General features: G+C 34.4%; 19 protein-coding genes, 12 tRNA genes and 3 rRNA genes. 32 read left to right on the top strand and 2 right to left on the bottom strand.

Features of this window, described 5'->3' with window-relative positions; translation table 11 throughout:
• Window positions 1-123: 123 nt before the first annotated feature.
• The 18 genes from BN3657_RS07975 (at window position 124) to BN3657_RS07890 (ending at window position 9,053) form a co-directional block, all read left to right on the top strand.
• The gene (locus BN3657_RS07975) at window positions 124-873 is read left to right on the top strand and encodes a DNA/RNA non-specific endonuclease (protein ID WP_062552476.1); all 750 of its coding nucleotides are present in this window, start codon (window positions 124-126) and stop codon (window positions 871-873) included.
• A 177-nt stretch (window positions 874-1,050) separates the two neighbouring features.
• Complete coding sequence (trmB, locus tag BN3657_RS07970) at window positions 1,051-1,692, top strand: tRNA (guanosine(46)-N7)-methyltransferase TrmB (protein ID WP_062552475.1); 642 nt, start codon at window positions 1,051-1,053, stop codon at window positions 1,690-1,692.
• Between the two features lie 62 nt (window positions 1,693-1,754).
• Complete coding sequence (bioB, locus tag BN3657_RS07965; RefSeq protein ID WP_062552474.1) at window positions 1,755-2,720, top strand: biotin synthase BioB; 966 nt, start codon at window positions 1,755-1,757, stop codon at window positions 2,718-2,720.
• Between the two features lie 446 nt (window positions 2,721-3,166).
• Window positions 3,167-4,691: ribosomal RNA gene (locus BN3657_RS07960) — 16S ribosomal RNA — on the top strand.
• 38 nt (window positions 4,692-4,729) lie between these two features.
• Window positions 4,730-4,805 (top strand) — tRNA-Ala (locus tag BN3657_RS07955).
• A 133-nt stretch (window positions 4,806-4,938) separates the two neighbouring features.
• Window positions 4,939-7,784 (top strand): 23S ribosomal RNA (locus BN3657_RS07950).
• A gap of 32 nt (window positions 7,785-7,816) precedes the next feature.
• A 5S ribosomal RNA gene (gene rrf, locus BN3657_RS07945) occupies window positions 7,817-7,933 on the top strand.
• The 16S, 23S and 5S rRNA genes sit together here with 12 tRNA genes alongside, the layout of an rRNA operon.
• 21 nt (window positions 7,934-7,954) lie before the next feature.
• A tRNA-Asn gene (locus BN3657_RS07940) sits at window positions 7,955-8,029 on the top strand.
• A gap of 12 nt (window positions 8,030-8,041) precedes the next feature.
• Window positions 8,042-8,130, top strand: a tRNA-Leu gene (locus tag BN3657_RS07935).
• A 27-nt stretch (window positions 8,131-8,157) separates the two neighbouring features.
• A tRNA-Met gene (locus BN3657_RS07930) sits at window positions 8,158-8,234 on the top strand.
• Between the two features lie 13 nt (window positions 8,235-8,247).
• Window positions 8,248-8,322: transfer RNA gene (locus BN3657_RS07925), tRNA-Glu, on the top strand.
• Between the two features lie 6 nt (window positions 8,323-8,328).
• Window positions 8,329-8,404 (top strand) — tRNA-Val (locus tag BN3657_RS07920).
• Between the two features lie 5 nt (window positions 8,405-8,409).
• A tRNA-Asp gene (locus BN3657_RS07915) sits at window positions 8,410-8,486 on the top strand.
• Window positions 8,487-8,544: 58 nt separating this feature from the next.
• Window positions 8,545-8,620: transfer RNA gene (locus BN3657_RS07910), tRNA-Thr, on the top strand.
• A 23-nt stretch (window positions 8,621-8,643) separates the two neighbouring features.
• A tRNA-Tyr gene (locus tag BN3657_RS07905) sits at window positions 8,644-8,729 on the top strand.
• A 23-nt stretch (window positions 8,730-8,752) separates the two neighbouring features.
• A tRNA-Gly gene (locus BN3657_RS07900) sits at window positions 8,753-8,827 on the top strand.
• Window positions 8,828-8,838: 11 nt separating this feature from the next.
• Window positions 8,839-8,915: transfer RNA gene (locus tag BN3657_RS07895), tRNA-Arg, on the top strand.
• A gap of 51 nt (window positions 8,916-8,966) precedes the next feature.
• Window positions 8,967-9,053: transfer RNA gene (locus tag BN3657_RS07890), tRNA-Leu, on the top strand.
• 301 nt (window positions 9,054-9,354) lie between these two features.
• Here BN3657_RS07890 and BN3657_RS07885 read toward each other — a convergent pair.
• Window positions 9,355-10,329: a ribonuclease H-like domain-containing protein gene (locus tag BN3657_RS07885; RefSeq protein WP_062552473.1), complete on the bottom strand. Its 975-nt coding sequence runs from the start codon at window positions 10,327-10,329 to the stop codon at window positions 9,355-9,357.
• A gap of 145 nt (window positions 10,330-10,474) precedes the next feature.
• Between BN3657_RS07885 and BN3657_RS07880 the strand changes: the two genes are divergently transcribed.
• The 4 genes from BN3657_RS07880 to BN3657_RS07865 are packed head-to-tail and all read left to right on the top strand — an operon-like array spanning window position 10,475 to window position 14,242.
• Complete coding sequence (locus tag BN3657_RS07880; protein ID WP_062552472.1) at window positions 10,475-11,620, top strand: cysteine desulfurase family protein; 1,146 nt, start codon at window positions 10,475-10,477, stop codon at window positions 11,618-11,620.
• A gap of 8 nt (window positions 11,621-11,628) precedes the next feature.
• On the top strand, window positions 11,629-12,810 hold the full coding sequence (gene thiI / locus BN3657_RS07875; RefSeq protein WP_062552471.1) for a tRNA uracil 4-sulfurtransferase ThiI: 1,182 nt from the start codon (window positions 11,629-11,631) through the stop codon (window positions 12,808-12,810).
• Window positions 12,800-13,372 carry a LemA family protein gene (locus tag BN3657_RS07870; RefSeq protein WP_062552470.1) on the top strand — a complete coding sequence of 191 codons (573 nt, stop codon included), beginning with the start codon at window positions 12,800-12,802 and terminating at the stop codon, window positions 13,370-13,372. Before thiI ends, BN3657_RS07870 begins: the two co-directional genes overlap by 11 nt.
• A gap of 9 nt (window positions 13,373-13,381) precedes the next feature.
• Window positions 13,382-14,242 (top strand): TPM domain-containing protein, encoded by an 861-nt coding sequence (locus BN3657_RS07865; protein ID WP_062552469.1) that lies wholly within the window; start codon window positions 13,382-13,384, stop codon window positions 14,240-14,242.
• Here the strand turns inward: BN3657_RS07865 and BN3657_RS07860 are convergent, their stop codons facing one another.
• Window positions 14,243-14,950: a heparan-alpha-glucosaminide N-acetyltransferase gene (locus BN3657_RS07860; protein WP_082676839.1), complete on the bottom strand. Its 708-nt coding sequence runs from the start codon at window positions 14,948-14,950 to the stop codon at window positions 14,243-14,245. It abuts the gene before it with no gap.
• A 327-nt stretch (window positions 14,951-15,277) separates the two neighbouring features.
• Here BN3657_RS07860 and BN3657_RS07855 point away from each other — a divergent pair, with 327 nt between their 5' ends.
• The 10 genes from BN3657_RS07855 to BN3657_RS07810 all read left to right on the top strand — a co-directional run bounded on the left by BN3657_RS07855 (window position 15,278) and on the right by BN3657_RS07810 (window position 25,666).
• Window positions 15,278-15,817: a helix-turn-helix domain-containing protein gene (locus BN3657_RS07855; RefSeq protein ID WP_019138519.1), complete on the top strand. Its 540-nt coding sequence runs from the start codon at window positions 15,278-15,280 to the stop codon at window positions 15,815-15,817.
• 10 nt (window positions 15,818-15,827) lie between these two features.
• Window positions 15,828-16,862 carry an ABC transporter ATP-binding protein gene (locus tag BN3657_RS07850; RefSeq protein ID WP_062552468.1) on the top strand — a complete coding sequence of 345 codons (1,035 nt, stop codon included), beginning with the start codon at window positions 15,828-15,830 and terminating at the stop codon, window positions 16,860-16,862.
• Window positions 16,859-17,692: an ABC transporter permease gene (locus BN3657_RS07845; protein ID WP_062552467.1), complete on the top strand. Its 834-nt coding sequence runs from the start codon at window positions 16,859-16,861 to the stop codon at window positions 17,690-17,692. Before BN3657_RS07850 ends, BN3657_RS07845 begins: the two co-directional genes overlap by 4 nt.
• Window positions 17,689-18,474, top strand: a complete 786-nt coding sequence (locus BN3657_RS07840; protein WP_062552466.1) for an ABC transporter permease — start codon at window positions 17,689-17,691, stop codon at window positions 18,472-18,474. Before BN3657_RS07845 ends, BN3657_RS07840 begins: the two co-directional genes overlap by 4 nt.
• A 5-nt stretch (window positions 18,475-18,479) precedes the next feature.
• The gene (locus BN3657_RS07835; protein WP_062552572.1) at window positions 18,480-19,526 is read left to right on the top strand and encodes an ABC transporter substrate-binding protein; all 1,047 of its coding nucleotides are present in this window, start codon (window positions 18,480-18,482) and stop codon (window positions 19,524-19,526) included.
• 83 nt (window positions 19,527-19,609) lie between these two features.
• A complete protein-coding gene (locus BN3657_RS07830) occupies window positions 19,610-20,638 on the top strand; it encodes a hypothetical protein (RefSeq protein WP_062552465.1) in 1,029 nt (342 codons plus the stop codon).
• Window positions 20,639-20,853: 215 nt separating this feature from the next.
• On the top strand, window positions 20,854-21,948 hold the full coding sequence (locus BN3657_RS07825; RefSeq protein ID WP_062552464.1) for a BMP family ABC transporter substrate-binding protein: 1,095 nt from the start codon (window positions 20,854-20,856) through the stop codon (window positions 21,946-21,948).
• Between the two features lie 119 nt (window positions 21,949-22,067).
• Window positions 22,068-23,600 (top strand): ABC transporter ATP-binding protein, encoded by a 1,533-nt coding sequence (locus BN3657_RS07820; RefSeq protein ID WP_062552463.1) that lies wholly within the window; start codon window positions 22,068-22,070, stop codon window positions 23,598-23,600.
• Complete coding sequence (locus BN3657_RS07815; RefSeq protein ID WP_062552462.1) at window positions 23,587-24,714, top strand: ABC transporter permease; 1,128 nt, start codon at window positions 23,587-23,589, stop codon at window positions 24,712-24,714. The genes BN3657_RS07820 and BN3657_RS07815 overlap by 14 nt, the downstream gene beginning before the upstream one ends.
• Window positions 24,707-25,666 carry an ABC transporter permease gene (locus BN3657_RS07810; RefSeq protein WP_062552461.1) on the top strand — a complete coding sequence of 320 codons (960 nt, stop codon included), beginning with the start codon at window positions 24,707-24,709 and terminating at the stop codon, window positions 25,664-25,666. Before BN3657_RS07815 ends, BN3657_RS07810 begins: the two co-directional genes overlap by 8 nt.
• Window positions 25,667-25,806: the final 140 nt, after the last annotated feature.

Genomic DNA, 25,806 nt, shown 5'->3' with positions numbered 1-25,806 from the left:
TGAAATCTCATAAAACTTCTCTGACAAACTTTTTTTAATTTATTTCTTACTATATAATAAAAAATGTTACTCTAATAGTAATTTTTAAAATTTAAATAAAACATTAGATGGGATTGTGATTTTTTGAAGAAAAATAAAAACTTAAAAGCAATAGCAGCTGTGGCACTCACCCTAATTGGTTTTTTATTTGGACAAGATCAACTAAAGAGTTTTGACAAAAACTACAGTGGAGAATTTTTAAATAAATTAGAAGAATTATTAGATATATTTGGAAATAAGTATGAAGTAAAAAATTCTAGCATCTATTATAAAATTGATAAAAATCCACCACAATTTACTGAAGAAGATTTAAAAATGGGACCAGATTATTCTAAATTTTCTGAATTAGATGAATTAAATAGGGTTGGTCCTGCCAATGCTTTAATAAGTAGGGATTCAATGCCTAGAGAAGCCAGAGGAGATATTTCTAAGGTTTATCCAAGCGGTTGGCACCAAAAATTTTATAAATTTGTAGATGGTGAGGCTGTTTACAATAGATGTCATTTAATTGGATATCAACTTACAGGAGAAAATGCCAACTGGAAGAATTTAATGACAGGGACTAGATCTTTTAATGCTAAGGGAATGCTTCCCTTTGAAAATATAGTTGTGGCATACATAAAAGATACAGGAAAGAAAGTTAGATATAGGGTTACACCGGTTTTTGTGAATGATGAATTAGTCGCAAGAGGTGTCATTATGGAAGCTTACAGTATAGAAGATGGTGGAAAAAAGATTAATTTCAGGGTTTTCGTCAAGAATATTGAAGAGGGAGTCCAAATAGATTATAAAACTGGAAGGACAAGATTAGCTAAAAATAAAGGATTAAATTAAATTTCAAGATAGGGAAATTTAAAATTCTTCTAGTAATAATAAAACTTAATAAAAGTTTTTGAAAAGCCAAATTTTTATGGCTTTTTATTTTTGTAAAAAATATTAAAAGAAAATAATAAACTTATTGACACATATATAACTTATGTTATAATTCCTTAGGACAAAAAGGAGAATGAAATGAGACTTAGAAAAAAACATTTTGCAATACCTGAAATGAATGAAAATCCCTATGTCTATTTTAATGGACAAGAAAATAAGGGTAAATGGAAAGAAATATTTCAAAATGACAATCCCATCTATTTAGAAATCGGAGCTGGGAAAGGTACATTTACAATAGAATCAGCAAAAAGAAATAAAGATATAAATTATATAATGGTAGATATAGAAACCAATGCGCTTATTTATGCTACTAGAAAAATTCTAGATGAAAAGTTAACAAATGTGAGGGCAATGCCAATAAATGCAGAAAACATCTTAGATTATTTTGAAAAAGATGAACTCGATAGAATATACATTAACTTTTGCAATCCTTGGCCAAAATTGAGACACAAAAAGAGAAGGTTGACTTATCCAAGATTTTTGGAAAAATACAAGATAATCTTAAAACCAAAATCTCAAATTTACTTTAAGACAGACGATTTAGAATTATTTGAAGAAAGTTTAGATTATTTTAAGGATTCTGGATTTTCCACATTAATAGAAGACTTTGATATGAAGTTGGAAGAATATCCACAAAACATAGTTACTGAATACGAAAGCAAATTTAGAGGTCTAGGTGAAAAAATTAAATTTGGCGTATTCGAACATTATGTTAACTAAAATTTAAATAGCATTGACAATAAAACTCTTGAAATATATAATGAATTTCAGGAGTTGAAGAAATGGATATAAATGAAATAAAAGAAAAAGTAAAAAATGGCTATGAGATCACAAGAGATGAAGCAATAGAAATTTACAAGTCAGATTACGAAGAATTAACTGAGGCTGCAGACGAACTTAGGAAACATTTTTGTGGAAATGACTTTGATATATGTACAATAATAAACGCAAAGAGTGGAAAATGTTCTGAAAATTGTAAATTTTGTGCCCAATCAGCCCACTATAACACACATGTCAAAGAATATGACCTATTGGATAAAGAAACAATTGTAAATGATGCCTTGGACAAATACAAAAGAGGTATCCCAAGATATTCAATGGTAGCAAGTGGAAAGTCACTTACAGATGAAGACATAAATAACATTTGTGATATAACAAGAGAAATATACGAAAAAGCACCTGGAATAAGAGTGTGTCTATCTGGAGGTTTGATTTCTGAAGAAGGATTTGAAAAACTAAAGGATGCAGGTATTAAGAGAGTACATAATAACTTAGAATCATCAAGAAACTACTTTAAAGAAATATGTACTACTCACACATACGATCAAAAGATTAATACAATTAAGGCAGCTCAAGAAGCTGGCATGGAAATTTGTTCGGGTGGATTAATTGGATTGGGAGAAAGCTTTGAAGATAGAATAGATATGGCAATGGAATTAAGAGAACTTGGAGTAAAATCTGTTCCAGTAAATCTTTTGAATCCAATAAAGAATACACCCTTAGAAAATATGGAAAAACTATCTATGGAAGAAGTTAATAGAACTTGTGCCACATTTAGATTTATATTAAAAGATGCCTTCATAAGGCTTGCAGGTGGAAGAGCCTTAATGGAAGAATATGGTAAATCTGCCTTTAAGAGTGGGGCAAATGCTACAATATCTGGAGTATTATTGACAACTGAGGGTCCATCTATAGAAGATGACATAGAAACACTAAGAGAATTGAATTACGAAATAAAGGCAATGTAAAAAGAAATAAGAAGTGTAAAAAAACTTTTAAAAATTCTTTATAAAGTATTGACAAAGAAATCTAAAAATAGTAATATAAAACAGCTGTAACAAATGCAGCTGTTTTTAATTTTTTAAAGACAAAAAAGATTTAAAAAATATAAAAAAACAGTTGACAGATAAAGATCAAGATGATAATATATAGAAGTTGTCACTTGAGAGGGCAGCAAGATTACTGTGAAAGTTAAGTAAAAACAATTTAAAAAAATTGTAAAAATTACTTGACAAAGAAAAATCACGGTAGTATAATAAACAAGCTACTTCAAAAGTAGCGATTGAAACTTGATAATTAAATAGTGTGAAGATAAACAATTCGTGATTAGAATCACAGATTCTTAATATTAAGAATCACAAGCAAACCAGATATTCGTTTAGTTTTGAGAAAACTAATGAGTCATACAAATTTTTTAATTGAGAGTTTGATCCTGGCTCAGGACGAACGCTGGCGGCGCGCTTAACACATGCAAGTCGAGCGATGAAACTTTAACAGATCCCTTCGGGGTGAAGATAAAGTGGATTAGCGGCGGACGGGTGAGTAACACGTGAGTAACCTGCCTCGGACATTGGGATAGCCTCGGGAAACCGGGATTAATACCAAATGAAATCAAAGATACACATGTATCAATGATCAAAACTCCGGTGGTCTGAGATGGACTCGCGTCCCATTAGCTAGTTGGTAAGGTAACGGCCTACCAAGGCGACGATGGGTAGCCGGCCTGAGAGGGTGAACGGCCACATTGGAACTGAGAAACGGTCCAAACTCCTACGGGAGGCAGCAGTGGGGAATATTGCACAATGGAGGAAACTCTGATGCAGCGACGCCGCGTGAACGAAGAAGGCTTTCGAGTCGTAAAGTTCTTTTATATGGGAAGATAATGACGGTACCATAAGAAAAAGCCCCGGCTAACTACGTGCCAGCAGCCGCGGTAATACGTAGGGGGCTAGCGTTGTCCGGAATCACTGGGCGTAAAGGGTTCGCAGGCGGAAATGCAAGTCAGATGTAAAAGGCAGTAGCTTAACTACTGTAAGCATTTGAAACTGCATATCTTGAGAAGAGTAGAGGTAAGTGGAATTTTTAGTGTAGCGGTGAAATGCGTAGATATTAAAAAGAATACCGGTGGCGAAGGCGACTTACTGGGCTCATTCTGACGCTGAGGAACGAAAGCGTGGGTAGCAAACAGGATTAGATACCCTGGTAGTCCACGCTGTAAACGATGAGTGCTAGGTATCGGAAGAATTCGGTGCCGCAGTTAACACATTAAGCACTCCGCCTGGGGAGTACGTGCGCAAGCATGAAACTCAAAGGAATTGACGGGGACCCGCACAAGCAGCGGAGCATGTGGTTTAATTCGAAGCAACGCGAAGAACCTTACCAGGGCTTGACATATAGAGGACCTACTTAGAGATAAGTACTCTTCTTCGGAAGCCTCTATACAGGTGGTGCATGGTTGTCGTCAGCTCGTGTCGTGAGATGTTGGGTTAAGTCCCGCAACGAGCGCAACCCCTATCTTTAGTTGCCAGCATTTCGGATGGGAACTCTAAAGAGACTGCCGATGATAAATCGGAGGAAGGTGGGGATGACGTCAAATCATCATGCCCTATATGCCCTGGGCTACACACGTGCTACAATGGAAGGTACAAAGGGAAGCGAAATAGTGATATTAAGCAAACCTCAAAAAGCCTTTCTCAGTTCGGATTGTACTCTGCAACTCGAGTACATGAAGATGGAGTTGCTAGTAATCGCAGATCAGAATGCTGCGGTGAATGCGTTCCCGGGTCTTGTACACACCGCCCGTCACACCATGGAAGCTTGTAATACCCGAAGCCTGCGAGCGAACCGTAAGGAAGCAGCAGTCGAAGGTAGGATAGGTGACTGGGGTGAAGTCGTAACAAGGTAGCCGTATCGGAAGGTGCGGCTGGATCACCTCCTTTCTAAGGAAAAAAATCTTCACACTATTTTAATTATATATGGGGGTATAGCTCAGTTGGGAGAGCGCCTGCCTTGCAAGCAGGAGGTCAGGAGTTCGAATCTCCTTATCTCCACCAAACCGACACGCTAAAAGCGTTAAGGTTTAACAAGAATCGCAAAAGCGATTTGAACCATAACAACTTAAAAACTAATCAAAATTTCTTAAACAAACAATTAAACTGGAAATAAACAGAAATGTTTATTAACAAAGGTCAAGTTAAAAAGAGCACTAGGTGAATGCCTAGGCACCAAGAGGCGAAGAAGGACGTGACAAGCTGCGAAAAGCTGCGGGAAGGAGCAAATATCCAATGACCCGTAGATATCCGAATGGGGAAACCCACCGTAAGGTATCCTATAGCCAATCCATAACTATAGGAGGCGAACCAGGTGAACTGAAACATCTAAGTAACCTGAGGAAAAGAAAGAAAACTCGATTCCCTGAGTAGCGGCGAGCGAACGGGGAAGAGCCCGAAGTGTAAAAAGAGACAATAGCCAGCCGAATAATCTGGGAAGACTAACCAAAGAAGGTAAAAGTCCTGTAGGCGAAAGCGAAGATATCCGACACAAAAGAGTACCACGGAACACGAGAAATTCAGTGGGAATATGGGGGGACCACCCCCTAAGGCTAAATACTACTTGGTGACCGATAGCGAACAAGTACCGTGAGGGAAAGGTGAAAAGAACCCCGGAAGGGGAGTGAAATAGAATCTGAAACCTAGTGTTTACAAGCAGCGAAAGTGGTAAACATCACGATCGTGTACTTTTTGTAGAACGGGCCAGCGAGTTACGATTATTAGCAAGGTTAAGCATTACAGATGCGGAGCCGAAGCGAAAGCGAGTCTAAATAGGGCGAAAGTTAGTAGTTGTAGACCCGAAACCGTGTGATCTATCCATGAGCAGAGTGAAGTTGAAGTAAAATTCAATGGAGGCTCGAACCGGGTAACGTTTAAAAGTTATCGGATGACTTGTGGATAGGGGTGAAAAGCCAAACGAACACGGAGATAGCTGGTTCTCCTCGAAATAGCTTTAGGGCTAGCCTCTAGTTAACGTGAAAAGGGGGTAGAGCACTGATTGGTCAAGGGGCATGCATATGTTACCAAGACCTATCAAACTCCGAATACCATATCATGAACTAGGGAGTCAGACTATGTGGGATGAGCTTCATAGTCGAAAGGGAAAGAGCCCAGACCATCAGCTAAGGTCCCAAAATTATAGTTAAGTGGGAAAGGATGTGGAGTTACTGAGACAACTAGGATGTTGGCTTAGAAGCAGCCACTCATTTAAAGAGTGCGTAATAGCTCACTAGTCAAGTGACTCTGCGCCGAAGATAACCGGGGCTAAACTATATACCGAAGCTATGGAACGTCTAACGTTGGTAGAGGAGCAATGTATGAAGGATGAAGCAGAAGTCGTAAGGCACTGTGGACATCATACAAGAGAGAATGCTGGCATGAGTAGCGAGAGGTGAGTGAGAATCTCACCCGTCGAAAACCCAAGGATTCCTGAGCAAGGCTCGTCCACTCAGGGTAAGTCGGGACCTAAGGCGAGGCTGAAAAGCGTAGTCGATGGACAACAGGTTGAAATTCCTGTACCGATACAATCATTAAAGGAAGTGGGGACGCAGAAGGATAATAAGAGCGCCCAGTTGGTGAGGCGTGCAAGCGCAAAGTCTGGAAAGTAGGCAAATCCGCTTTCCGAGAAGGATGAAGCGTAATGCGGATCGAAAACAAGTAGAGAAGCTTATGACTCCACACTGCCGAGAAAAGCCACTACAAGAGAAGTATCGCCCGTACCGTAAACCGACACAGGTAGGTGAGGAGAGAATCCTAAGACGAGCGGAAAAACCTTTGTTAAGGAACTCGGCAAAATGACCCCGTAACTTCGGGAGAAGGGGAGCCCCTGTAAAAGGGGGCCGCAGTGAAAAGGCCCAAGCGACTGTTTACCAAAAACACAAGTTTCTGCTAAGTCGAAAGACGAAGTATAGGAGCTGACACCTGCCCGGTGCTGGAAGGTTAAGGGAAAAAGTTAGCGCAAGCGAAGCTTAGAACTGAAGCCCCAGTAAACGGCGGCCGTAACTATAACGGTCCTAAGGTAGCGAAATTCCTTGTCGGGTAAGTTCCGACCCGCACGAAAGGTGTAACGATTTGGGCACTGTCTCAACAAAGGATCCGGTGAAATTGTAGTAGCGGTAAAGATGCCGCTTACCCACGACAGGACGGAAAGACCCCGTGGAGCTTTACTGTAGGCTGAGATTGAATTTTGGGATTAAATGTACAGGATAGGTGGGAGACAAAGAATTAGGTACGCCAGTATCTAAGGAGTCGCCATTGGGATACCACTCTTTTAATGCTAGAATTCTAACCTAACCCCATGAACCTGGGGAAGGGACACTCTCAGTTGGACAGTTTGACTGGGGCGGTCGCCTCCGAAAGAGTAACGGAGGCGTTCAAAGGTTCCCTCAGCACGGATGGAAATCGTGCGAAGAGTATAAAGGCAGAAGGGAGCTTAACTGCGAGACCAACAAGTCGAGCAGATGCGAAAGCAGGACTTAGTGATCCGGTGGTACCGAGTGGAAGGGCCATCGCTCAACGGATAAAAGCTACCCCGGGGATAACAGGCTTATCTCCCCCAAGAGTCCACATCGACGGGGAGGTTTGGCACCTCGATGTCGGCTCGTCTCATCCTGGGGCTGAAGTAGGTCCCAAGGGTTGGGCTGTTCGCCCATTAAAGAGGCACGCGAGCTGGGTTCAGAACGTCGCGAGACAGTTCGGTCCCTATCCGTCGTGGGCGTAGGAAATTTGAGAGGAGCTGTCCTTAGTACGAGAGGACCGGGATGGACAAACCGCTGGTGTACCAGTTGTACTGCCAAGTGCATAGCTGGGAAGCTAAGTTTGGAAGGGATAAGAGCTGAAGGCATCTAAGCCCGAAGCCCCCCTCGAGATGAGATTTCCCTCGAAAGATAAGACCCCTTGAAGAAAACGAGGTAGATAGGCTCAAGGTGTAAGCACAGTAATGTGTTCAGCTAGCGAGTACTAATAGGTCGAAGACTTGACCAAGAGAGTTAAGGAAGATTAGTTTTTAAGTGAAATCTGGTGAGAATAGGACAATGGACACACCTGTAACCATACCGAACACAGAAGTTAAGCATTAGTCCGCTGATGGTACTTGGTTGGCAACGACCTGGGAGAGTAAGTTATCGCCAGTAAGGGACAAAAGTCCCCAATAGTCTTAGGTAGCTCAATGGTGGAGCAACCGGCTGTTAACCGGTAGGCTGTGGGTTCGAGTCCCACCCTGAGAGCCATAAAAAAGATAAGCCGGGGTGGCGGAACTGGCAGACGCACAGGACTTAAAATCCTGCGGTGGTTAAACACCGTATCGGTTCGATTCCGATTCTCGGCACCAAAAATAATAGTAGCCGGGTAAAAATGACGCGGGATGGAGCAGTTTGGTAGCTCGTCGGGCTCATAACCCGAAGGTCGGAGGTTCAAATCCTTCTCCCGCTACCATAAAAATTTATAAGGCCCTGTGGTCAAGCGGTTAAGACACCACCCTTTCACGGTGGTATCCCGAGTTCGATTCTCGGCAGGGTCACCAAAAAACGGACGCATAGCTCAGTTGGGAGAGCATCTGCCTTACAAGCAGGGGGTCATAGGTTCGAGCCCTATTGTGTCCACCAAATTGGGCCTGGTAGTTCAGTTGGTTAGAATGCCAGCCTGTCACGCTGGAGGTCGTCGGTTCGAACCCGATCCAGGTCGCCAATTAAATTTTTATAGCAAATTTTTATAAAATGTGTTATATTAATTAATAACTAATTAAGCTGGTGTAGCTCAATTGGTAGAGCAACTGACTTGTAATCAGTAGGTTAGGGGTTCAAGTCCTCCCACCAGCTCCAAAAAAACTTATAGGGACTTACATGGAGGAGTTCCCGAGTTGGCCAAAGGGGACGGACTGTAAATCCGTTAGTTTAACTTTCAGTGGTTCAAATCCACTCTCCTCCACCAAAATTTAATAAATATTTACTTATGCGGATGTGGCTCAGTGGTAGAGCATCGCCTTGCCAAGGCGAGGGTCGCGAGTTCGAATCTCGTCATCCGCTCCATTTTTTTATATGTATCCTTAGCTCAGCTGGATAGAGCGTCTGGCTACGGACCAGAAGGCCGGGGGTTCGAATCCTCTAGGATACGCCAACAAAAAAACTTGTAATTTTTATTACAAGCTTTTTTTTACCTTATATTTATGCAGGAGTGCTGGAATTGGCAGACAGGCATGTTTGAGGGGCATGTGCGAGAAATCGCGTGAGGGTTCAAGTCCCTCTTTCTGCACCACAATTTTTAAAATACCCAAGTTAAATTGTATTTCCTAGAAATAGGATAAAATGGCAATTCAACTTGGGTGTTTTTTATTTATTTTAAATTGAAAATCTATATTTTTATTATTTCCTAAAATTTTTACACCAATTTTACACCATTTAACTTATATAAAAATAATTAAATGGCATTTAAAACGTGAAAATATTTTATTTTAAATATATGAAAAACTGACCCCATAAGTTGAGATTTAAGCAACTTAAAGTGGTCAGTTCATTTTGATTGTAATTAATAAAGTACATCTTTTAATTAATAAGTTTCATCTTTTAATTATATTTTGCCTACTTAATTCTAATTCTAATATTTTTTTACACAATTCTTTTTGATTTTCAAAGATATGATCTCTATAATATAAAATTAAAATCTTGGAAGGACTTTTTATTTCGCTTTTATTATTTATTTCAAAGGGTAATTCTTTTTTTAATAAATAAAAGCATTTATTATTTTCATCGTAAAGTCCATCATCTGTATTTATTTTTAGGGTAAAAGTTTTAGTATATTTTTCTAAATTAATGAAAGATTCTTCATTAGTTTGATTTAGTATTTCAAGAGTATAAATACTATTTGTCGCAAAATAATCTTTATTATAGGATGTTTTTCCACTAATCTCTATTATATTTCCCAAGATTTTAAAATTTTCCATAAAAAATACTGAATCTGAGATATCTATTCTTATTTTATTTTTTAAATCTTCTCTAAAGCTCTCATCAAGTTTTACTAAATTATCAATGCTGTTAAAACTGTATTCAATAATTTTTCTCATAGCATTTTTATCGCCTTCTATATAATTTTTAAAAAGGCTTTTTATTTTTATTCCTTGGTATTCTTTTTTATTGTTGTCAGATTCTTTTATAAATTCTTTAAGCAAGTTTTTATTTGAATGAGAAGGGAGTTTATATATAAAGTTGTATTTTTTTGATATTTCTTGTAAGTCAATTAGTTCTAGATTAACTTTTTTTGAAAAATAAAAGTCATATTTTGTTTTTAAAAAAGGTAAATCAAAGGATTTACCTGAATAAGTCACAAAGTTTTTACCTTCAATAAAAGGGACAGCTTCCTTTAATAATTTTTCCTCGTCCTTAAAGTTTTCCACATAAAAAATTTTAGCTATTTTAGAATTTTTTTCGAAAATAGTTATACTTATAATTGAATCAAGTTCTTTTGAAAGTCCTGATGTTTCTATTTTTAAATAATTTCTTTTAGGGGGAGAAATTTCTCTTTCTAAAATTTTCACATTATCACCAATATAAGTATATCATTAAAATTTTAAGTTTATTATTTTTTTATCTATAAATGGCGTCTTTGTTAGAAATAGACTTATAAATCATGTTATAATATAAAATTAGTAGAAAAGTTTAAAATAGATAGAAGGAAGATATATGATTTATTTAGATAATTGTGCTACGACAAAACCAGATAAAGAAGTTGTTGAAGTAATGATGAAGGCTCTTACTGATGATTTTGCCAATCCATCATCTTTACATAGTTTTGGTTTAAAAGTTGAAAAGGAAATAGATATTGCAAGGAAAAATGCTGCCGATTTAATTGGAGCTCAAAGTGACGAAATTTATTTTACTTCAGGAGGAACTGAGAGCAACAATATTGCTGTTCACGGAGCTATTGAAAAAAATAAGAGGAGAGGAAAGAAGATAATCACTTCTTCTATTGAACACGCCTCTATTGATGATCAGTTTAAACATTACAAAGAACTTGGTTATGAAGTTGTATATCTAGATGTAGATAAAACTGGTGCTGTGGATATTGAAAAGTTCAAAAAAGAGATGAATGAAGATACTATTTTAGTTTCTATAATTTATGTACACAATGAGCTTGGCACTGTAAATAATGTAAAAGAAATTTTTGAAATTGCAAAATCAGTTAATAAAAATGTTTTTTGCCATGTTGATGGAGTACAGTCTGTTGGGAAAATCCCAGTAAATGTAAAGGAAATTGGATGCGACACTTTTTCTTTTTCATCTCATAAGATATATGGACCAAAAGGCATGGGTGGTCTATATAAAAAAAGAGATGTAAATATTGACAGCCTTGTTATTGGTGGGGGTCAAGAAAAGGGACTTAGATCTGGAACTGAAAATGTGCCAGGAATACTTGGATTTGGAAAAGCTTGCGAACTTACAAAAAGAGATCTGGAAAAAAGACTTGATCACGCAAGAGAAATTAAAGAATATCTTTTAGAAAAGCTAAATAATAATTTAGAAGATTATAAGATAAATACTCCAGAAAATGCTACAAATTTCATAGTTTCTCTTTCAATATTGGATATTAGGGCTGAAGTTCTTCTTCACTACTTAGAAGGTGATGAAATTTATATTTCAACTGCCTCTGCCTGCACGTCCAATGGAACACACAAGTCAACAACTTTAAAACAAATTGGTTTAGATGATAAGTATGCTGAGGGAACAATAAGAATTTGTACTTCCAAAGATACCACAAAAGAAGATATTGATGTTTTTGTGGATAAATTAGTTGAGTACGTCGATGAAATTAGAAAGATAATGAGATAGGTGATTGAATGAAAAAAGTTATGGCACTTTCTCTTGGGGAAGTTATTCTAAAGGGAAAAAACAGACATAGATTTATTGAAAAATTGATTTCATCCATAAAAAGAAATTTGAGAAATTTAGATCATGGAAAAGTATATCACAATATGGGAAAAATCTATGTGGAAGTTACAAGTGACAATGAAGAAAAATTGATAAGTAGATTAAAACACGTTTTTGGTATAGTCTACATTGCTCCAAGTTATCTTGTAGAAACTGACTGGGATAAAATCGAAGAAGCAGTTTTAAAAGTTGTTGATGAAAGCTTAAAGAAAAATCCAGAGTTTAAAACTTTTAAGGTAAAGACAAATAGAGGAGATAAAAAGTTTCCTCTTAATTCTATGGAAATTTCTGCAAAGATTGGTGGCATGGTATTAAAAAATTTTGACATTAAGGTTGATGTTCACAACCCAGACTTTTATGTTTATTGTGATTTGAAAAAGGATACCTATATCTATGTAGATAAAATTAAAGCTCATGGTGGACTTCCAACAGGAACAAATGGAAGAGGTCTTCTTTTACTATCAGGTGGAATAGATTCTCCAGTAGCTGGATTTTTAATGGCAAAAAGAGGCGTTCTTGTGGACTGCCTTCATTTCCATTCTTATCCATTTACTTCTGAGAGAGCTGAAGAAAAGGTAAAAAAACTTGCAGAGGATATTTCAAATTTCTCTGGAGATTTGACTTTTTATTCTGTAAACCTCTTGGATATTCAAAAGGAAATAAATATTAATTGTCCTGAAGACGAGATGACTATTATATCAAGAAGATTTATGATGAGAATTGCAGATAAAATTGCAAGAGAAAATGATTATGATTGTATCATTACAGGTGAAAATCTTGGTCAAGTTGCATCACAAACTATTGACGGCTTAAAGGTAACTAATGATATAACAGATAAACTTGTATTTAGACCACTTATTGGCATGGACAAGGTTAATATAATTGATATTGCTAAGGATATTGATACTTATGAAACATCAATCCTTCCTTTTGAAGATTGCTGCACAGTATTTTTACCAAAACATCCACTTTTGACACCAAGTGTTGAGGGAATAGAGAAATCAGAAGAACCACTTGACTGTGATAAACTTGTTGAAGAAACTATAGCTAAAATGAAAGTTAAAAAAATAGGAGGAAGCGATGAAGAATAAAAATAGGGGCGCTGTCGGTATAGTTGCAGTAATAGCCATAGTTGTTGTAATTGCAATTTTCTTCGGCGGTCAATGGAACAATCTAGTTAAGCTAGATGAAGATGTTAACGGTGCTTGGGCACAAGTTCAAAACCAAGTAAAAAGAAGAGCTGACTTAATTCCTAACATTGTAGAAACTGTAAAGGGATATGCAAGTCACGAAAAAGATACTTTCACAGAAATAACAAAAGCTCGTGCAGGAGTTTCAGAAGCAAATACACCAAAAGAACTTGCTGAAGCTAATGACAATTTGACAGAAGCTATTGGAAAATTAAATGTAGTTGTTGAAAATTATCCAGAATTAAAGGCAAATCAAAATTTCTTAGACCTACAAGCTCAACTTGAAGGAACAGAAAATAGAATTGCCACTGAAAGAATGAGATACAACGACACAGTTAAACTTTACAATCAAAAAGTTAGAAGGTTTCCAACAAATATTATTGCAAAGATTTTAGGATTTGGACCAAGAGATTATTTTGAAGTTTCAGAAAAGGACAATCAAGTACCAGAAGTTAAATTTTAGGTGATAGCTATGAAAAAATTGTTAGCTACAATTTTATTTGTATTCACCCTAGTCTTTAATGTCTATGCCTTTGACAAAAGTGAGATGTCTTACAATGTCTATGACGAAACAAATACTTTAAGCCAGGAGTCAATTGATTATCTCAACAAGACCACTTATGATTTAAAAAAGAAAACTGGTGGGGAAATTGCCATTGTTATAGTCAAGGATTTGGAAGGCTATTCACTAGAAGAGTACGGCACAAAGATTTTTAATGACATAAAAGTTGGCGACAAGGATAAGGACAATGGTGTTCTCATGCTTGTGGCACTTTTAGATGAAAACAATAGATTTGTAAGAATTGAGACTGGTTATGGATCTGAAGGTTTTATACCCGATGCCTATGCCTCAAGAATTATAAGGCAAATGGGAAAAGTTGTCTCAGAAAATGAAAATGACAGACCCTTTGAGAAGGCAGTCCTTGAAGGTTATGCTCAGCTAATAAAATTATATCAAGGGGAATATAATGTTGATATTGTGGCAAGAGAGCCGCAAGAAGAAATTGATTATTCATCTGATGAAGGTGAAGGTAATCTATTTACATCAATTTTTCCTATATTGAGAATATTGAGAATGATTTTAACTCTTTTTATAATTTATTTAATTTTTAGAAATAATAATGATGGTGGATCTGGTGGAAATGGACCAGGAAGCAGGAGAAGAAGACAAAGACCAGTGATTTTCTGGGGACCAGGATCCTTTGGAGGCTACGGCGGCTTTGGTGGATCTGGTGGTTTCGGTGGATCATCTGGCGGCTTTGGTGGCGGAGGCTTTGGAGGCTTCGGCGGAGGAGGTTCCTCTGGTGGCGGAGGTGCCAGCGGAAGAATTTAATCAAAAACCAAAGATAAGAGAAAAAATTCCAATCAAAATTATTTGATGGAGAAAATAAATCAAAAGAGAATGCCTGCCCATAATATTGATAATATTGTGGGAGGCTTCTTTTTTCGTAAATTTTACAAAATCAAAGAGAAAATAGCCCATGTAGAATAAAAATATCCATGGAATAAGAGGAAAATAATCTCCAGATGAAAAATTTTCGCTAGGAAGACCAAGAACAAATAAATTCAAATCGTATAAAAATTGGGGAGGCTTAATTTTTCCAAAAAAAATACTTCCATAATAAATATTTTTAAGACAAATAAATAAAATAGAATTTACAATAAGTCCAAATTTTGGATTTATTTTTTTTATATAATCTTTTATGAGAAGATGAATTAATGTTGCTCCTGCAAAAAAGTGAATTATTCCAAAATAAATTGCATCTTCTTTAGAAAAAATATAGGATCCAAGAGTTATTAAAAGTGAAAGTCCTGTCAAAATCAAAAATTTTTTCTTAAAATTACTGGAAAAATGTGTTGAGTAACCAGAAATTAAGATAAAGGAAATACATATATACTGTTGAAAATAATAAAAATTGTGATTTAAATCAAATCCATAAAAATTCTCTAGATCAAAAATTCCATGATAAATTATCATGCTTATAATAGTAAAGCCACGCAAAAAATCTATAGCATTGTATCTTTTCTTAATAGTATCCATATAACACCTCTGGAAAAATTATAACACAATATAGATTTTAAAATTTTATTAAAGTTATATGGCATATATTTTTGTTGAATAATTTTAGATTTTAAAATAAGAAATTTCTCGTAAAAAAAAGAAAAATTTTAAATCAAAATAGATAAATTAAAAAAGCTTATAAAAAGCAAGAAGAACTAAAAACTTAAAAATGTTCTTAGTAAATTATATTTGACAAAAAATTTACTTTATTAAATAGGACTAATCTATTGACTTTATTACACTTAACACTTATACTCTAATGAGTTTAATAATTTAAGTAATTTGTTTAATATTATAGGTGATGCAATGGATATTGGAAATAAAATAAAAGAAATGAGAATTGAAAAAGGTCTTACCCAAGAAGAACTTGCTGATAGGTCTGAACTCACAAAGGGTTTTATTTCTCAAATTGAAAGAAATTTGACGTCGCCATCAGTTGATTCTCTTTTGGATATCTTGGAAGCCCTTGGGACCAACCCCAGTCTTTTTTTTAAAAAAGATGAAAATGAAAAAATAACCTTTAAAGAAGAAGATTTTTTCGAAAGTGAAAATGATGAAATGGGTTATATTTTGGATTGGGTTGTTCCAAATGCTCAAAAAAATGAGATGGAACCTATGAGGATAAAAATAAAAGCTGGTGGAAGATCAAAGGATATTCAACCCTATGAGGGTGAAGAATTTGGTTTTGTCCTAAGAGGAAGTGTCAATCTTATTTATGGGAATGAGGAATACAAGGTAAAAAAAGGAGAAAGTTTTTATTTTAAGGCTAACAGGTCTCATTATTTAAAAAATGAAGGAAAGTGTGAAACTGAGATTTTGTGGATATCATCTCCACCAAATTTTTAGGCGGTGAAATATGGAAAATTATGTAATTGAATTAAAAAATATAACAAAAAGTTTTGGGGATAATATAATTTTAAAGAATTTTGACTTTAAAGTTAAAAAAGATGAATTTTTAACTATTTTAGGACCATCAGGTTGTGGTAAAACTACAATTTTAAGACTTATTGGTGGTTTTGAAGAGCCTGATGAAGGACAAATTCTCTTTAACGGAGAAGATATTACAAATAAAGAAGCTTATGAGAGAAAAATTAACACTGTTTTTCAAAAATATGCACTTTTTCCTCATATGAATGTCTTTGATAATATTGCCTTTGGTCTCAAGATAAAGAAGATGGATAAAAATTTAATAAAAGAAAAGGTTAAAGAAGTTTTAAAACTTGTTAATCTTGCGGGTTTTGAAAATAGAGAAATTGAATCTCTTTCTGGTGGTCAACAACAGAGAATTGCAATTGCAAGAGCTCTTGTAAATGAACCAGAAGTTCTCTTGCTTGATGAACCACTAGGTGCACTTGATTTAAAATTAAGACAAGCTATGCAAATAGAATTAAAGAGAATCCAAAAAAGTGTTGGAATTACTTTTATTTATGTTACTCATGATCAAGAAGAAGCTCTTTCCATGAGTGATACAGTTGTGGTTTTAAATAATGGTGAAATTCAACAAATGGACAGTCCAATAAATATCTACAATGAACCAAAAAATGCCTTTGTAGCAGACTTTATTGGAGAGTCAAATATAATTAAGGCAAAAATGCTGGAAGATTATAAAGTTAGATTTTTAAATTATGATTTTCCATGTGTAGACAAGGGATTTAATAAAAATGAAGATGTAGAAGTGGTAATAAGACCTGAAGATGTACTTTTGGTAGATGAAAATTATCAAATTGAAGGAAGAGTGACAAGTCTTGTCTTCAAGGGTGTTCACTATGAAATGACTGTGGATGTAGATGGTTACTCTATGCTTGTTCAGTCAACTGAAAAAAGAGAAGTGGGAGAAAAAACAGGCATATTTATAAAAGATGATTTGATTCACGTAATGAGGTTGATATGAAAAAATTTTCATTAGTCTATTTATTTTGGGGCTTAGTATTCATTGTACTCCCACTATTTTTAATACTTGCCCACTCACTTTCTGCCAACACAGATTTGTCAGATTTTGCCTTTACTTTAGATAATTTTTCAAGATTTTTTGAACCCTTATATTTGAAAATCTTAGTTATGTCTTTAGTTTTAGCTGGCCTTTCAACTATTTTTTGTCTATTAATTGGATATCCAGTAGCTTATATAATTTCTAGAATGAATGAAAAGCTAAGGAACAATATGATTTTAATTTTTATTATTCCTATGTGGATGAATTTCCTTTTAAGGACTTATGCTTGGTTAACTTTACTAGGAAATAAGGGTTTAATTAATAAATTTATTGGAATTTTTGGACTTGGACCCTGGGACCTTATGTACAATTCAAAGGCAATTATGATAGGTATGGTTTACAACTTTTTACCTTTTATGGTGCTTCCAATTTACACTGTCCTTCTTAAAATGGATCATAAGCTAATTGAAGCAGCTAAGGACTTGGGAGCAAATGACTTTGAAGTTTTCACAAAAGTTATATTTCCATTGTCACTTCCAGGTATTTACACAGGCATAACTATGGTATTTATACCAGCAATTTCAACTTTTGTTGTACCAAATTTATTAGGTGGAAATAATTTCTACTTAATAGGTAACTTAATTGAAAAACAATTTACTTTTACAGGAGATTGGGGATTTGGATCTGCAATTTCTATGATTTTAATTTTAATAATGCTTTTGATTTTAGTTCTTCCAAAGCTATTTAATAAAAAAATTAAAACTGGAGAAATAGAAGGAGGCTTATCTTGAAAAAAATAATTGATAGAATTTATTTATTTTTAATATTTTTGTTCCTCTATGCTCCAATTATTATATTAGTTGTCTTTAGTTTTAATAATTCAAAACTTAGAGGATCTTGGGCAGGTTTTACCTTAAAATGGTATAAAAATTTATTCTCTGACCCAGCAATTTTATCATCTTTATGGACAACAATAATAGTAGCAGTGATAGCAACTATTATATCCACAGTGGTTGGTACAATTTCTGCCATAGCAATAAATGAACTTAGGGGCTTTAAAAGAGATGCCATCCTAAATATAAATTATTTACCAGTAATTAATCCAGACATTGTTACAGCAGTTGCTCTTATGGGACTTTTTGGACTTTTTAACATAAGAATGGGATACACAACAATGATTATTTCACATATTGTATTTTGCATTCCCTATGTTATACTGTCAATTCTTCCAAAACTAAATCAGTTGCAAAAAAATACAGTAGAAGCAGCTTTAGACTTAGGAGCTACACCAACTTATGCAATATTAAATGTGGTAATTCCACAAATAAAACCTGCAATTCTTACTGGAGCTTTAATGGCGTTTACTCTTTCAATAGATGATTTTGTAATATCCTTTTTCAATACTGGACAGGGAGTTTCAAACCTATCCATAACAATTTATTCTATGGCTAGAAAGGGAATTAATCCGTCAATAAATGCAGTATCAACACTAATGTTAGTAGCACTTTTAATTCTTCTTGTTATAATTAACAAGAGAAGTGATAAAATGAAAAAAATTGAGGTGAACCTATGAAACACATGAAAAAAATAATTTTAGCTCTTTCTTTATTAATGCTTATTGGACTTACAGGATGTGGCAAAGAAGAAACAGCAAAAGAAGAAATTTATGTTTATAACTGGGGAGAATATATTGACCCACAAATTTTAAAAGATTTCCAAAAGGAAACAGGTATTAAGGTAAATTACGATACTTACGCGTCAAACGAAGACCTTTATATTAAAATGACTCAATCACAAGACAAATACGATGTAGTTGTTCCTAGTGATTATATGATTGAAAGACTTACAAATGAAGGACTTTTAAGAGAAATTAACTTTAAAAATATTCCAAACTTTGAAAATGTTGAAGATTTATTAAAAAACCCTAGCTTTGATCCAGAAAACAAATACTCTGTGCCATACTTCTGGGGAACTGTAGGAATTGTCTACAACAAGGCAGAAGTAAAAGATGTGGTTGATTCTTGGAATATACTTTGGAATGAAAAATACAAGGACCAAATAATTATGTATAATTCTCAAAGAGATACACTTGGAATAGCTTTAAAGAGATTGGGTTACTCATTAAATTCAAAAAATGAAAATGAATTACAAGAAGCTAAAAAATCATTAATTGAACAAAAACCTTTAGTTTATGCTTACCTTGATGATGATGGACGTGATGTTGTAGTTCAAGGAGATGCAAACCTATCTGTAATGTATTCAGGAGATGCTCTTCTAATGATTGGGCAAAATGAAGATCTTGATTATGTTGTGCCAAAGGAAGGTTCAAATATTTGGTATGACTCAATGGTAATTCCAAAGAACGCACAAAATGTTGAAGGAGCAGAAAAATTTATAAATTATATGCTTGAAAAAGAAGTACAAGCAAAAAATGCAGAATACTGTGTTGGATATACTTCACCTGTTAAGGGAGTAAAAGAACTTCTTCCAGATGAAATTAAAAACTCAAAAGTTGCTTATCCAGACTTTGACAAACTTCCAGAACTTGAATCCTTTAGAGATTTAGGAGACTTTATAAAAGTTTACGACAGAATTTGGACAGAAATAAATGCTTCCAATCTTTAATATGCTAATAAATTTGTTTATTTTAAGACCTTCATGTGATATCATGTAATATATGCGAAATGTTTTCATAATGGAGGTTTAAAATGAACGAGAGAATAAAAAAGCTTGTGGTATTTGCAATTTTTTTATTAGTACTTATGTTAGCTTCTCTAACTGCTTTTTTCAGTAAGTCTCTTTTGTGGCCAAATTCTAATGTTAATAGAGAATTTGACGGAATTCTTTTTAACAATGCTGATGGAGTAGAAAATCTTCAAGTAACAAGATCAGTGGAAAAAGAAGGCAATGAAAGTCTTATAAAATATGACATAAAGTTTAATTACACAGGCGAAGATACAACTGCTAGAATATTGGGAACTCCTAATAGACAAATTTACTTTGACGAAGGAGTTACTTTTGGAAAATCTAAGGTCAATCTAAGAGGTGACTTTGACAAGATTAACAAATCCCTATTTGAAGAAAAATTAAGATTAAAAGTAAAAGATTTTTATAATAAGACTGACAATAAAGAATTTAAAGCAGTAAGCGAAGTAAAATTAAGTCTAAAGGAAAAAGTTGGAGAATATGAATTCCAAGTTTACTACAAACCAAATCCACTATATTTCTCTGGCGGACAAAAGGTTGAAGATGCATCAGTTTTTGTAACAAATGCAAAAGTAGAAAATTGGACAGAAACTACTAAGTCAACAAATAGTGTAAAAGAAGCTTATACTAACTCAGGCTACTATGTAAATAAATTAGAATTAATTAACCAATCCTTGATTAATAAAATTTCACTTATAAATACAATTTCCACAGTTGTATTATTAGTAATATCACTTGGTGTAATTTCTCTAATTTGGTTTGACAGAGGAAATTTCCAAATATATCTTGGAGCCTTTTTCATTATGATACCTGCTTTTTACAGATTTATGGACAAGGGAACAAGCAATCTTGGAGTTTTAATTGCCTATCCAATTTTAGGATGCATAGGGTCTATTGCAGCTAGATATATTGGAACAGAAGGAGAATTTAAATTTGGAACTAAAGAAATGAAACAATCTGTGGCATTTTTATTAAGCTACTTTGTTTTCTCAGTTGTTTTCTTCATGATTCCAAGAGTATTTATTGGATAATTAAATATTTTTATGATAAGGGTTCAATTTTTATATTGGACCTTTTTTAATATAATTTTACATATAGTTTATATAAATTTTTAATAAATCATGAAAATTAAAATTTGTAAAAATTATTTAATATAAATTACTATTATGAAAACTTTTTTATAAAAATTGAAATAAAATCCATAATAATATATAATTTAATTAAATATCTATAGGAGGATTTTTAAATGAAGAAGAAAATTACATTACTTTCAGTGTTATTGATAGCAATGACACTTGTTGCTTGTGGTGGCGGCAACAAAAAAGAAGCAAATGAAAATGCTGAAAACGCTACTAAAGAAACAACTGAAGCTAAAGCAGAAGACATCAATGTTGGTTTTGTAACTGACGAAGGTGGAGTTAACGATCAATCTTTTAACCAAGGTGTTTGGGAAGGACTACAAAAAGCTAAGGATGAACTTGGAATTAATGCTGACTACGTTGAATCTAAGGACACTAAGGACTACACTCCTAACCTAGAAACTTTTGCTGACCAAGAAAAGAATTTAATTGTTGGTGCAGGTTTCAAAATGGGTGGAGCAATAGCTGAAGCTGCTGCAATGTATCCTGAAACTAACTATGCAATAGTTGACGTTGATGTTACAGTTGATAAAGATGGAAACAAAATTGAAGCTCCAACAAACCTACTTGGAATTATGTTTAGAGCACAAGAACCTTCTTTCTTAGTTGGTTACATTGCTGGTATGACTACTGAAACTAACAAGGTTGGTTTCGTTGGTGGCCAAGAAGGTAACATTATTTGGGGATTCGAATATGGTTACAAGGCTGGTGTTGATTACGCAGCTAAAGAAAAGGGAACTGACATAGAAGTTCTTAGCCAATATGTTGGAGACTTCTCTGACGCACAAAAAGGTAAATCAATCACTGCTACAATGTATCAAAATGGTGCTGACGTAGTATTCCACGCAGCTGGTGGAGCAGGCGAAGGTGTTATCGAAGCTGCTAAAGAAGCTGACAAATGGGTAATTGGTGTTGATAGAGACCAAAGCGACAGAGCTCCTGAAAATGTATTAACTTCTGCAATGAAAAACGGCGATGTTGCTGTTTACCAAGTTGTAAAAGATATGCAAGAAGGCAAATTTGAAGGTGGAAAAACTATTGAATTAGGTCTAGCAGATGGTGGAGCAGTAGGTATTGCACCAACTTCTGATAAGAATGTTAAACCTGAAATATTAAAAGCAGTTGATGAAATCTCAGAAAAAATTATTTCTGGAGAAATTAAAGTTCCTTACAACGAAGAAACTTACAACCAAAGTAAATAATTTTATTTGCCATCTCTTTTTGAGTCATCTCATGGAGATGGCTTTTTTTATTGTAAATTATTTTAAAATTATCTTAATCTTTGGTATAATTTATTTAACATAAAAAAGGAGCGTTTGTATTGGAAATTGATAATAAAGATTTAGTCGTAAGGATGGAAAAAATCACCAAAAAATTTGGCGATTTCATCGCAAACGACGAGATTGATCTTGATATTAGAAGAGGAGAGATTCATTCTCTTCTTGGAGAAAATGGTGCCGGCAAGACGACTCTTATGAATATGCTATATGGCATGAGTTCTCCAACTTCAGGTGAAATTTATATTAATAATGAAAAAAAAGAATTTAAAGATCCCAACGATGCTATAAAAGCTGGACTTGGTATGGTTCACCAACACTTTATGCTTATTGAACCCTTCACTGTTGTCGAAAATATTGTTCTTGGTATGGAGCCTATGAATGGAATTAAGGTGGATATAAAAAAGGCAAGGGAAGATGTTATCGCTCTTTCAAAAAGATATGGTTTTAAGATTGATCCCGATGCAAAAATCCAAGATATTTCTGTGGGAACTCAACAAAAAGTTGAAATACTTAAAGTTCTATACAGGGGCGCCGACATTTTAATTTTTGACGAGCCTACTGCAGTTTTAACTCCACAAGAAATTACTGAATTAATTGAAATAATAAAGAATCTTGCCAAAGAAGGCAAGTCAATTATAATCATCACCCACAAGCTAAAGGAAATTAAGCAAATGGCAAATAGATGTACTATTATTAGACGCGGAAAGAAAATTGACACAGTAAATGTTTCTGATGTGAGTGAATCCGAACTTGCCGATATGATGGTGGGAAGGGCAGTTCATCTTGATGTTAATAAGTGCGATGCCAATCCAGGAGATACTATCTTAGAAATTAAAGACCTTTGTGCAAGAGATATTAGAAATGTCAAAAAGCTAGATAATTTAAATTTAGATATCAAGGCTGGAGAAATTCATGGAATTGCTGGTGTTGATGGAAATGGTCAATCTGAACTCATTGAAACTATAACAGGTCTTAAAAAAGCTGAATCTGGTTCTGTGATTTTTAAGGGTGAAGAAATTTTAAATTTAAGCCCAAGGGATATTATAGAAAGAGGATTAAATTCAATCCCTGAAGACAGACAACTTCGTGGTCTTGTCTTAGATTTTTCTGTTGCAGAAAATATTATTTTAAAAGAATATTACAAAGAAAAGTTTTCTAAAAAGGGAATTTTAGATTTTCCTAATATCGAAAAAAATGCAAAAGACCTTTCAGAAGATTATGACATTAGACCTAGAAATATAGAGCAACTTGCTGGGGCTTTATCTGGTGGTAATCAACAAAAAGTTATTATAGCTAGAGAAATTTCTGGTGACCCAGATTTATTAATTGCAGCTCAACCTACTAGGGGTCTTGATGTTGGTGCAATTGAATATATTAGAAACTTTTTAATAAAACAAAGAGATAAGGGAAAAGCAGTCTTACTTATTTCCTTTGAGTTAGATGAAATCATGGCACTGTCTGATAGAATTTCTGTTATTTATAATGGAAAAATCTTAAAGACTTTAGATGCTAAGACTACAAATGAGAGAGAAATTGGACTTTATATGGCAGGAGGTAAAAATGAAGAGGAATAGATTTTTATATACAGTTCTTGCCATTGTACTAGGTATTTTAATTGGTTCTATAATTCTTTTACTTAGTGGGACTAATCCAGTGGAAGCCTACAAAGTTATATTTTTGGGAGCTTTTGGAAAGCCTAAGTATATTTCTTGGACAATTGTAAGAGCAGTTCCACTTATTTTAACTGGACTTTCTGTTGCTTTTGCATTTAACACTGGACTTTTTAATATTGGGGCAGAAGGACAATATATTGTAGGCTCTATTGGAGCTCTTGTTGTTGGACTTTTGTTAGATCTTCCACCAGTAATTCACGGACTTGTTGCTCTATTAGCAGGTGCTTTGTGTGGATATATTTGGGGAGCTTTAGTTGGTATATTAAAGGCAAAATTTGAAGTTAATGAAGTTATTTCATCTATAATGATGAACTGGATTGCATTTTACCTAAGTAATTATCTTTTGAGTTTTCCAATTTTAAGAAGCATTGAATCAGATAACTCTTACGAAATAAAACAAAGTGCAAGTATAAAAATTGCTGGAGTTTGGAAGATGAGTAAGGAAGGTAGAGCATATCTTTTGGACCATAAATTCTTAAAAGATATTTTAAATCCGCCACTAAATTTTGGCATAATAATTGCCATTATAGCTGCCATTGTAGTTTGGTATATTTTAAAGAAAACTACTCTTGGCTATGAACTTAGAGCAGTTGGTTTCAACGAAAAAGCTGCTGAATACGGTGGAATTAATATTAACAAATCTATTGTAAAATCCATGGGTATTGCAGGAATATTAGCAGGTCTTGCTGGAGCTATAACAGTTCTTGGAGTTTCTGGTGATATAGGAATTATGGCAGCCCAAGAAGGATATGGATTTGACGGTATGGCTGTTGCCCTTATAGCAGGTAACAACCCATTGGGAACAATTCCAGCAGCTTTTCTCTATGCAGGTTTAATTTATGGAGGAGGAAAGTTAACTACAATAGGAACTTATTCAGAAGTTGTAAATATAATTATTGGTATTATGATTTTATTTATAGCAATGCCAAAACTTTTGGATATGATAAAATTCTTCTTCACTAAGTGGTCAAAGAAGGATAATAAAAATATAGAAAAAGGAGGAGCAAATGAATAATTCACTATTAAGTTTAGCTAGTATTTTATCGATTACACTTTTGTATTCTGCTCCCCTTATTTATACAGCACTTGGTGGAGTATTATCTGAAAACGCTGGAGTTGTAAATATTGGTCTTGAAGGTATGATGTCCATTGGAGCAGTCGTTGGTTCTATTGTTGGATTTTATATAGGAAATCCTTGGCTTGCATTTTTGTGCGGAGGTCTTGGGGGAATGCTAATTGCACTTCTACATGCCATTGCCACAATAAATTTTGCTGCAGACCATGTTGTAAGTGGTATAGCCATAAATTTAATTGGACCTGGACTTTCACTTTTCTTGTGTAGACTTTTCTTTGATGGAGCAGCAATGTCCAAATCAATTCCTTATGAAAATAAACTTCCAATTTTATTTGGAAAAGTATTTAAGTCTGATGCAGGAGCAAAGGGTATAAGCAGATTCTTTGATATAGTTTTTTCACAATACGCTTCAGTCTATATTGCCTTTATAATTGTTTTTATAGTTTATTTTATTTTATACAAAACAAGATTGGGTCTTAGAATAAGAGCGGTTGGAGAATATCCAAAAGCAGCAGAAACTCTTGGAGTTGACGCCTACAAGATCAAATACATTTGTGTTCTTGCATCTGGATTTTTGGCAGGACTAGGCGGTGCATCAATGTCACTTGCTGTTGTTTCAAATTACAGAGAAACTCTTATATCAGGTCAAGGCTTCATAGCCCTTGCAGCAGTAATTTTTGGTGGATGGAAACCTCAAGGAGCAATGCTTGCTTGCTTATTATTTGGTTTTGCCCAAGGACTTTCAGTTTTTCTAGGATCTATTGGCATAAAAATTGATACAAACCTACTTTCAATGATTCCTTATGCAATAACTCTTATAGTTTTAATAGCTTTTGTAAAGGGGTCAAGAGCACCATCCTCAGATGGTCTTCCTTATGAAAGAAATAATTAAAATAAAATTTGTCTCAGCTTTGGCTGGGACCTTTTTTATGCATATTTGACTCATTAAATTTTCTAAATTATTTAGAGATTTATATAACAGAGAATAGAAAAAATTCTTTAAGAATATTCACATAATAAAATTGGTTTCTG

Source organism: Peptoniphilus phoceensis, from assembly GCF_001517665.2.
GTDB classification, from domain to species: domain Bacteria; phylum Bacillota; class Clostridia; order Tissierellales; family Peptoniphilaceae; genus Peptoniphilus_A; species Peptoniphilus_A timonensis.
Note: the sequence above shows the minus strand (reverse complement) of the source record. Positions and strands in the feature narration are given on the sequence as shown.

Excerpts from the sequence above, each read along its gene's own strand:
- trmB (WP_062552475.1), top strand. The coding sequence starts at position 1,051 with ATGAGACTTAGAAAAAAACATTTTGCAATACCTGAAATGAATGAAAAT.
- bioB (WP_062552474.1), top strand. The coding sequence starts at position 1,755 with ATGGATATAAATGAAATAAAAGAAAAAGTAAAAAATGGCTATGAGATC.
- BN3657_RS07880 (WP_062552472.1), top strand. The coding sequence starts at position 10,475 with ATGATTTATTTAGATAATTGTGCTACGACAAAACCAGATAAAGAAGTT.
- thiI (WP_062552471.1), top strand. The coding sequence starts at position 11,629 with ATGAAAAAAGTTATGGCACTTTCTCTTGGGGAAGTTATTCTAAAGGGA.
- BN3657_RS07870 (WP_062552470.1), top strand. The coding sequence starts at position 12,800 with ATGAAGAATAAAAATAGGGGCGCTGTCGGTATAGTTGCAGTAATAGCC.
- BN3657_RS07865 (WP_062552469.1), top strand. The coding sequence starts at position 13,382 with ATGAAAAAATTGTTAGCTACAATTTTATTTGTATTCACCCTAGTCTTT.
- BN3657_RS07860 (WP_082676839.1), bottom strand. The coding sequence starts at position 14,950 with ATGGATACTATTAAGAAAAGATACAATGCTATAGATTTTTTGCGTGGC.
- BN3657_RS07855 (WP_019138519.1), top strand. The coding sequence starts at position 15,278 with ATGGATATTGGAAATAAAATAAAAGAAATGAGAATTGAAAAAGGTCTT.
- BN3657_RS07850 (WP_062552468.1), top strand. The coding sequence starts at position 15,828 with ATGGAAAATTATGTAATTGAATTAAAAAATATAACAAAAAGTTTTGGG.
- BN3657_RS07845 (WP_062552467.1), top strand. The coding sequence starts at position 16,859 with ATGAAAAAATTTTCATTAGTCTATTTATTTTGGGGCTTAGTATTCATT.
- BN3657_RS07835 (WP_062552572.1), top strand. The coding sequence starts at position 18,480 with ATGAAAAAAATAATTTTAGCTCTTTCTTTATTAATGCTTATTGGACTT.
- BN3657_RS07830 (WP_062552465.1), top strand. The coding sequence starts at position 19,610 with ATGAACGAGAGAATAAAAAAGCTTGTGGTATTTGCAATTTTTTTATTA.
- BN3657_RS07825 (WP_062552464.1), top strand. The coding sequence starts at position 20,854 with ATGAAGAAGAAAATTACATTACTTTCAGTGTTATTGATAGCAATGACA.
- BN3657_RS07815 (WP_062552462.1), top strand. The coding sequence starts at position 23,587 with ATGAAGAGGAATAGATTTTTATATACAGTTCTTGCCATTGTACTAGGT.
- BN3657_RS07810 (WP_062552461.1), top strand. The coding sequence starts at position 24,707 with ATGAATAATTCACTATTAAGTTTAGCTAGTATTTTATCGATTACACTT.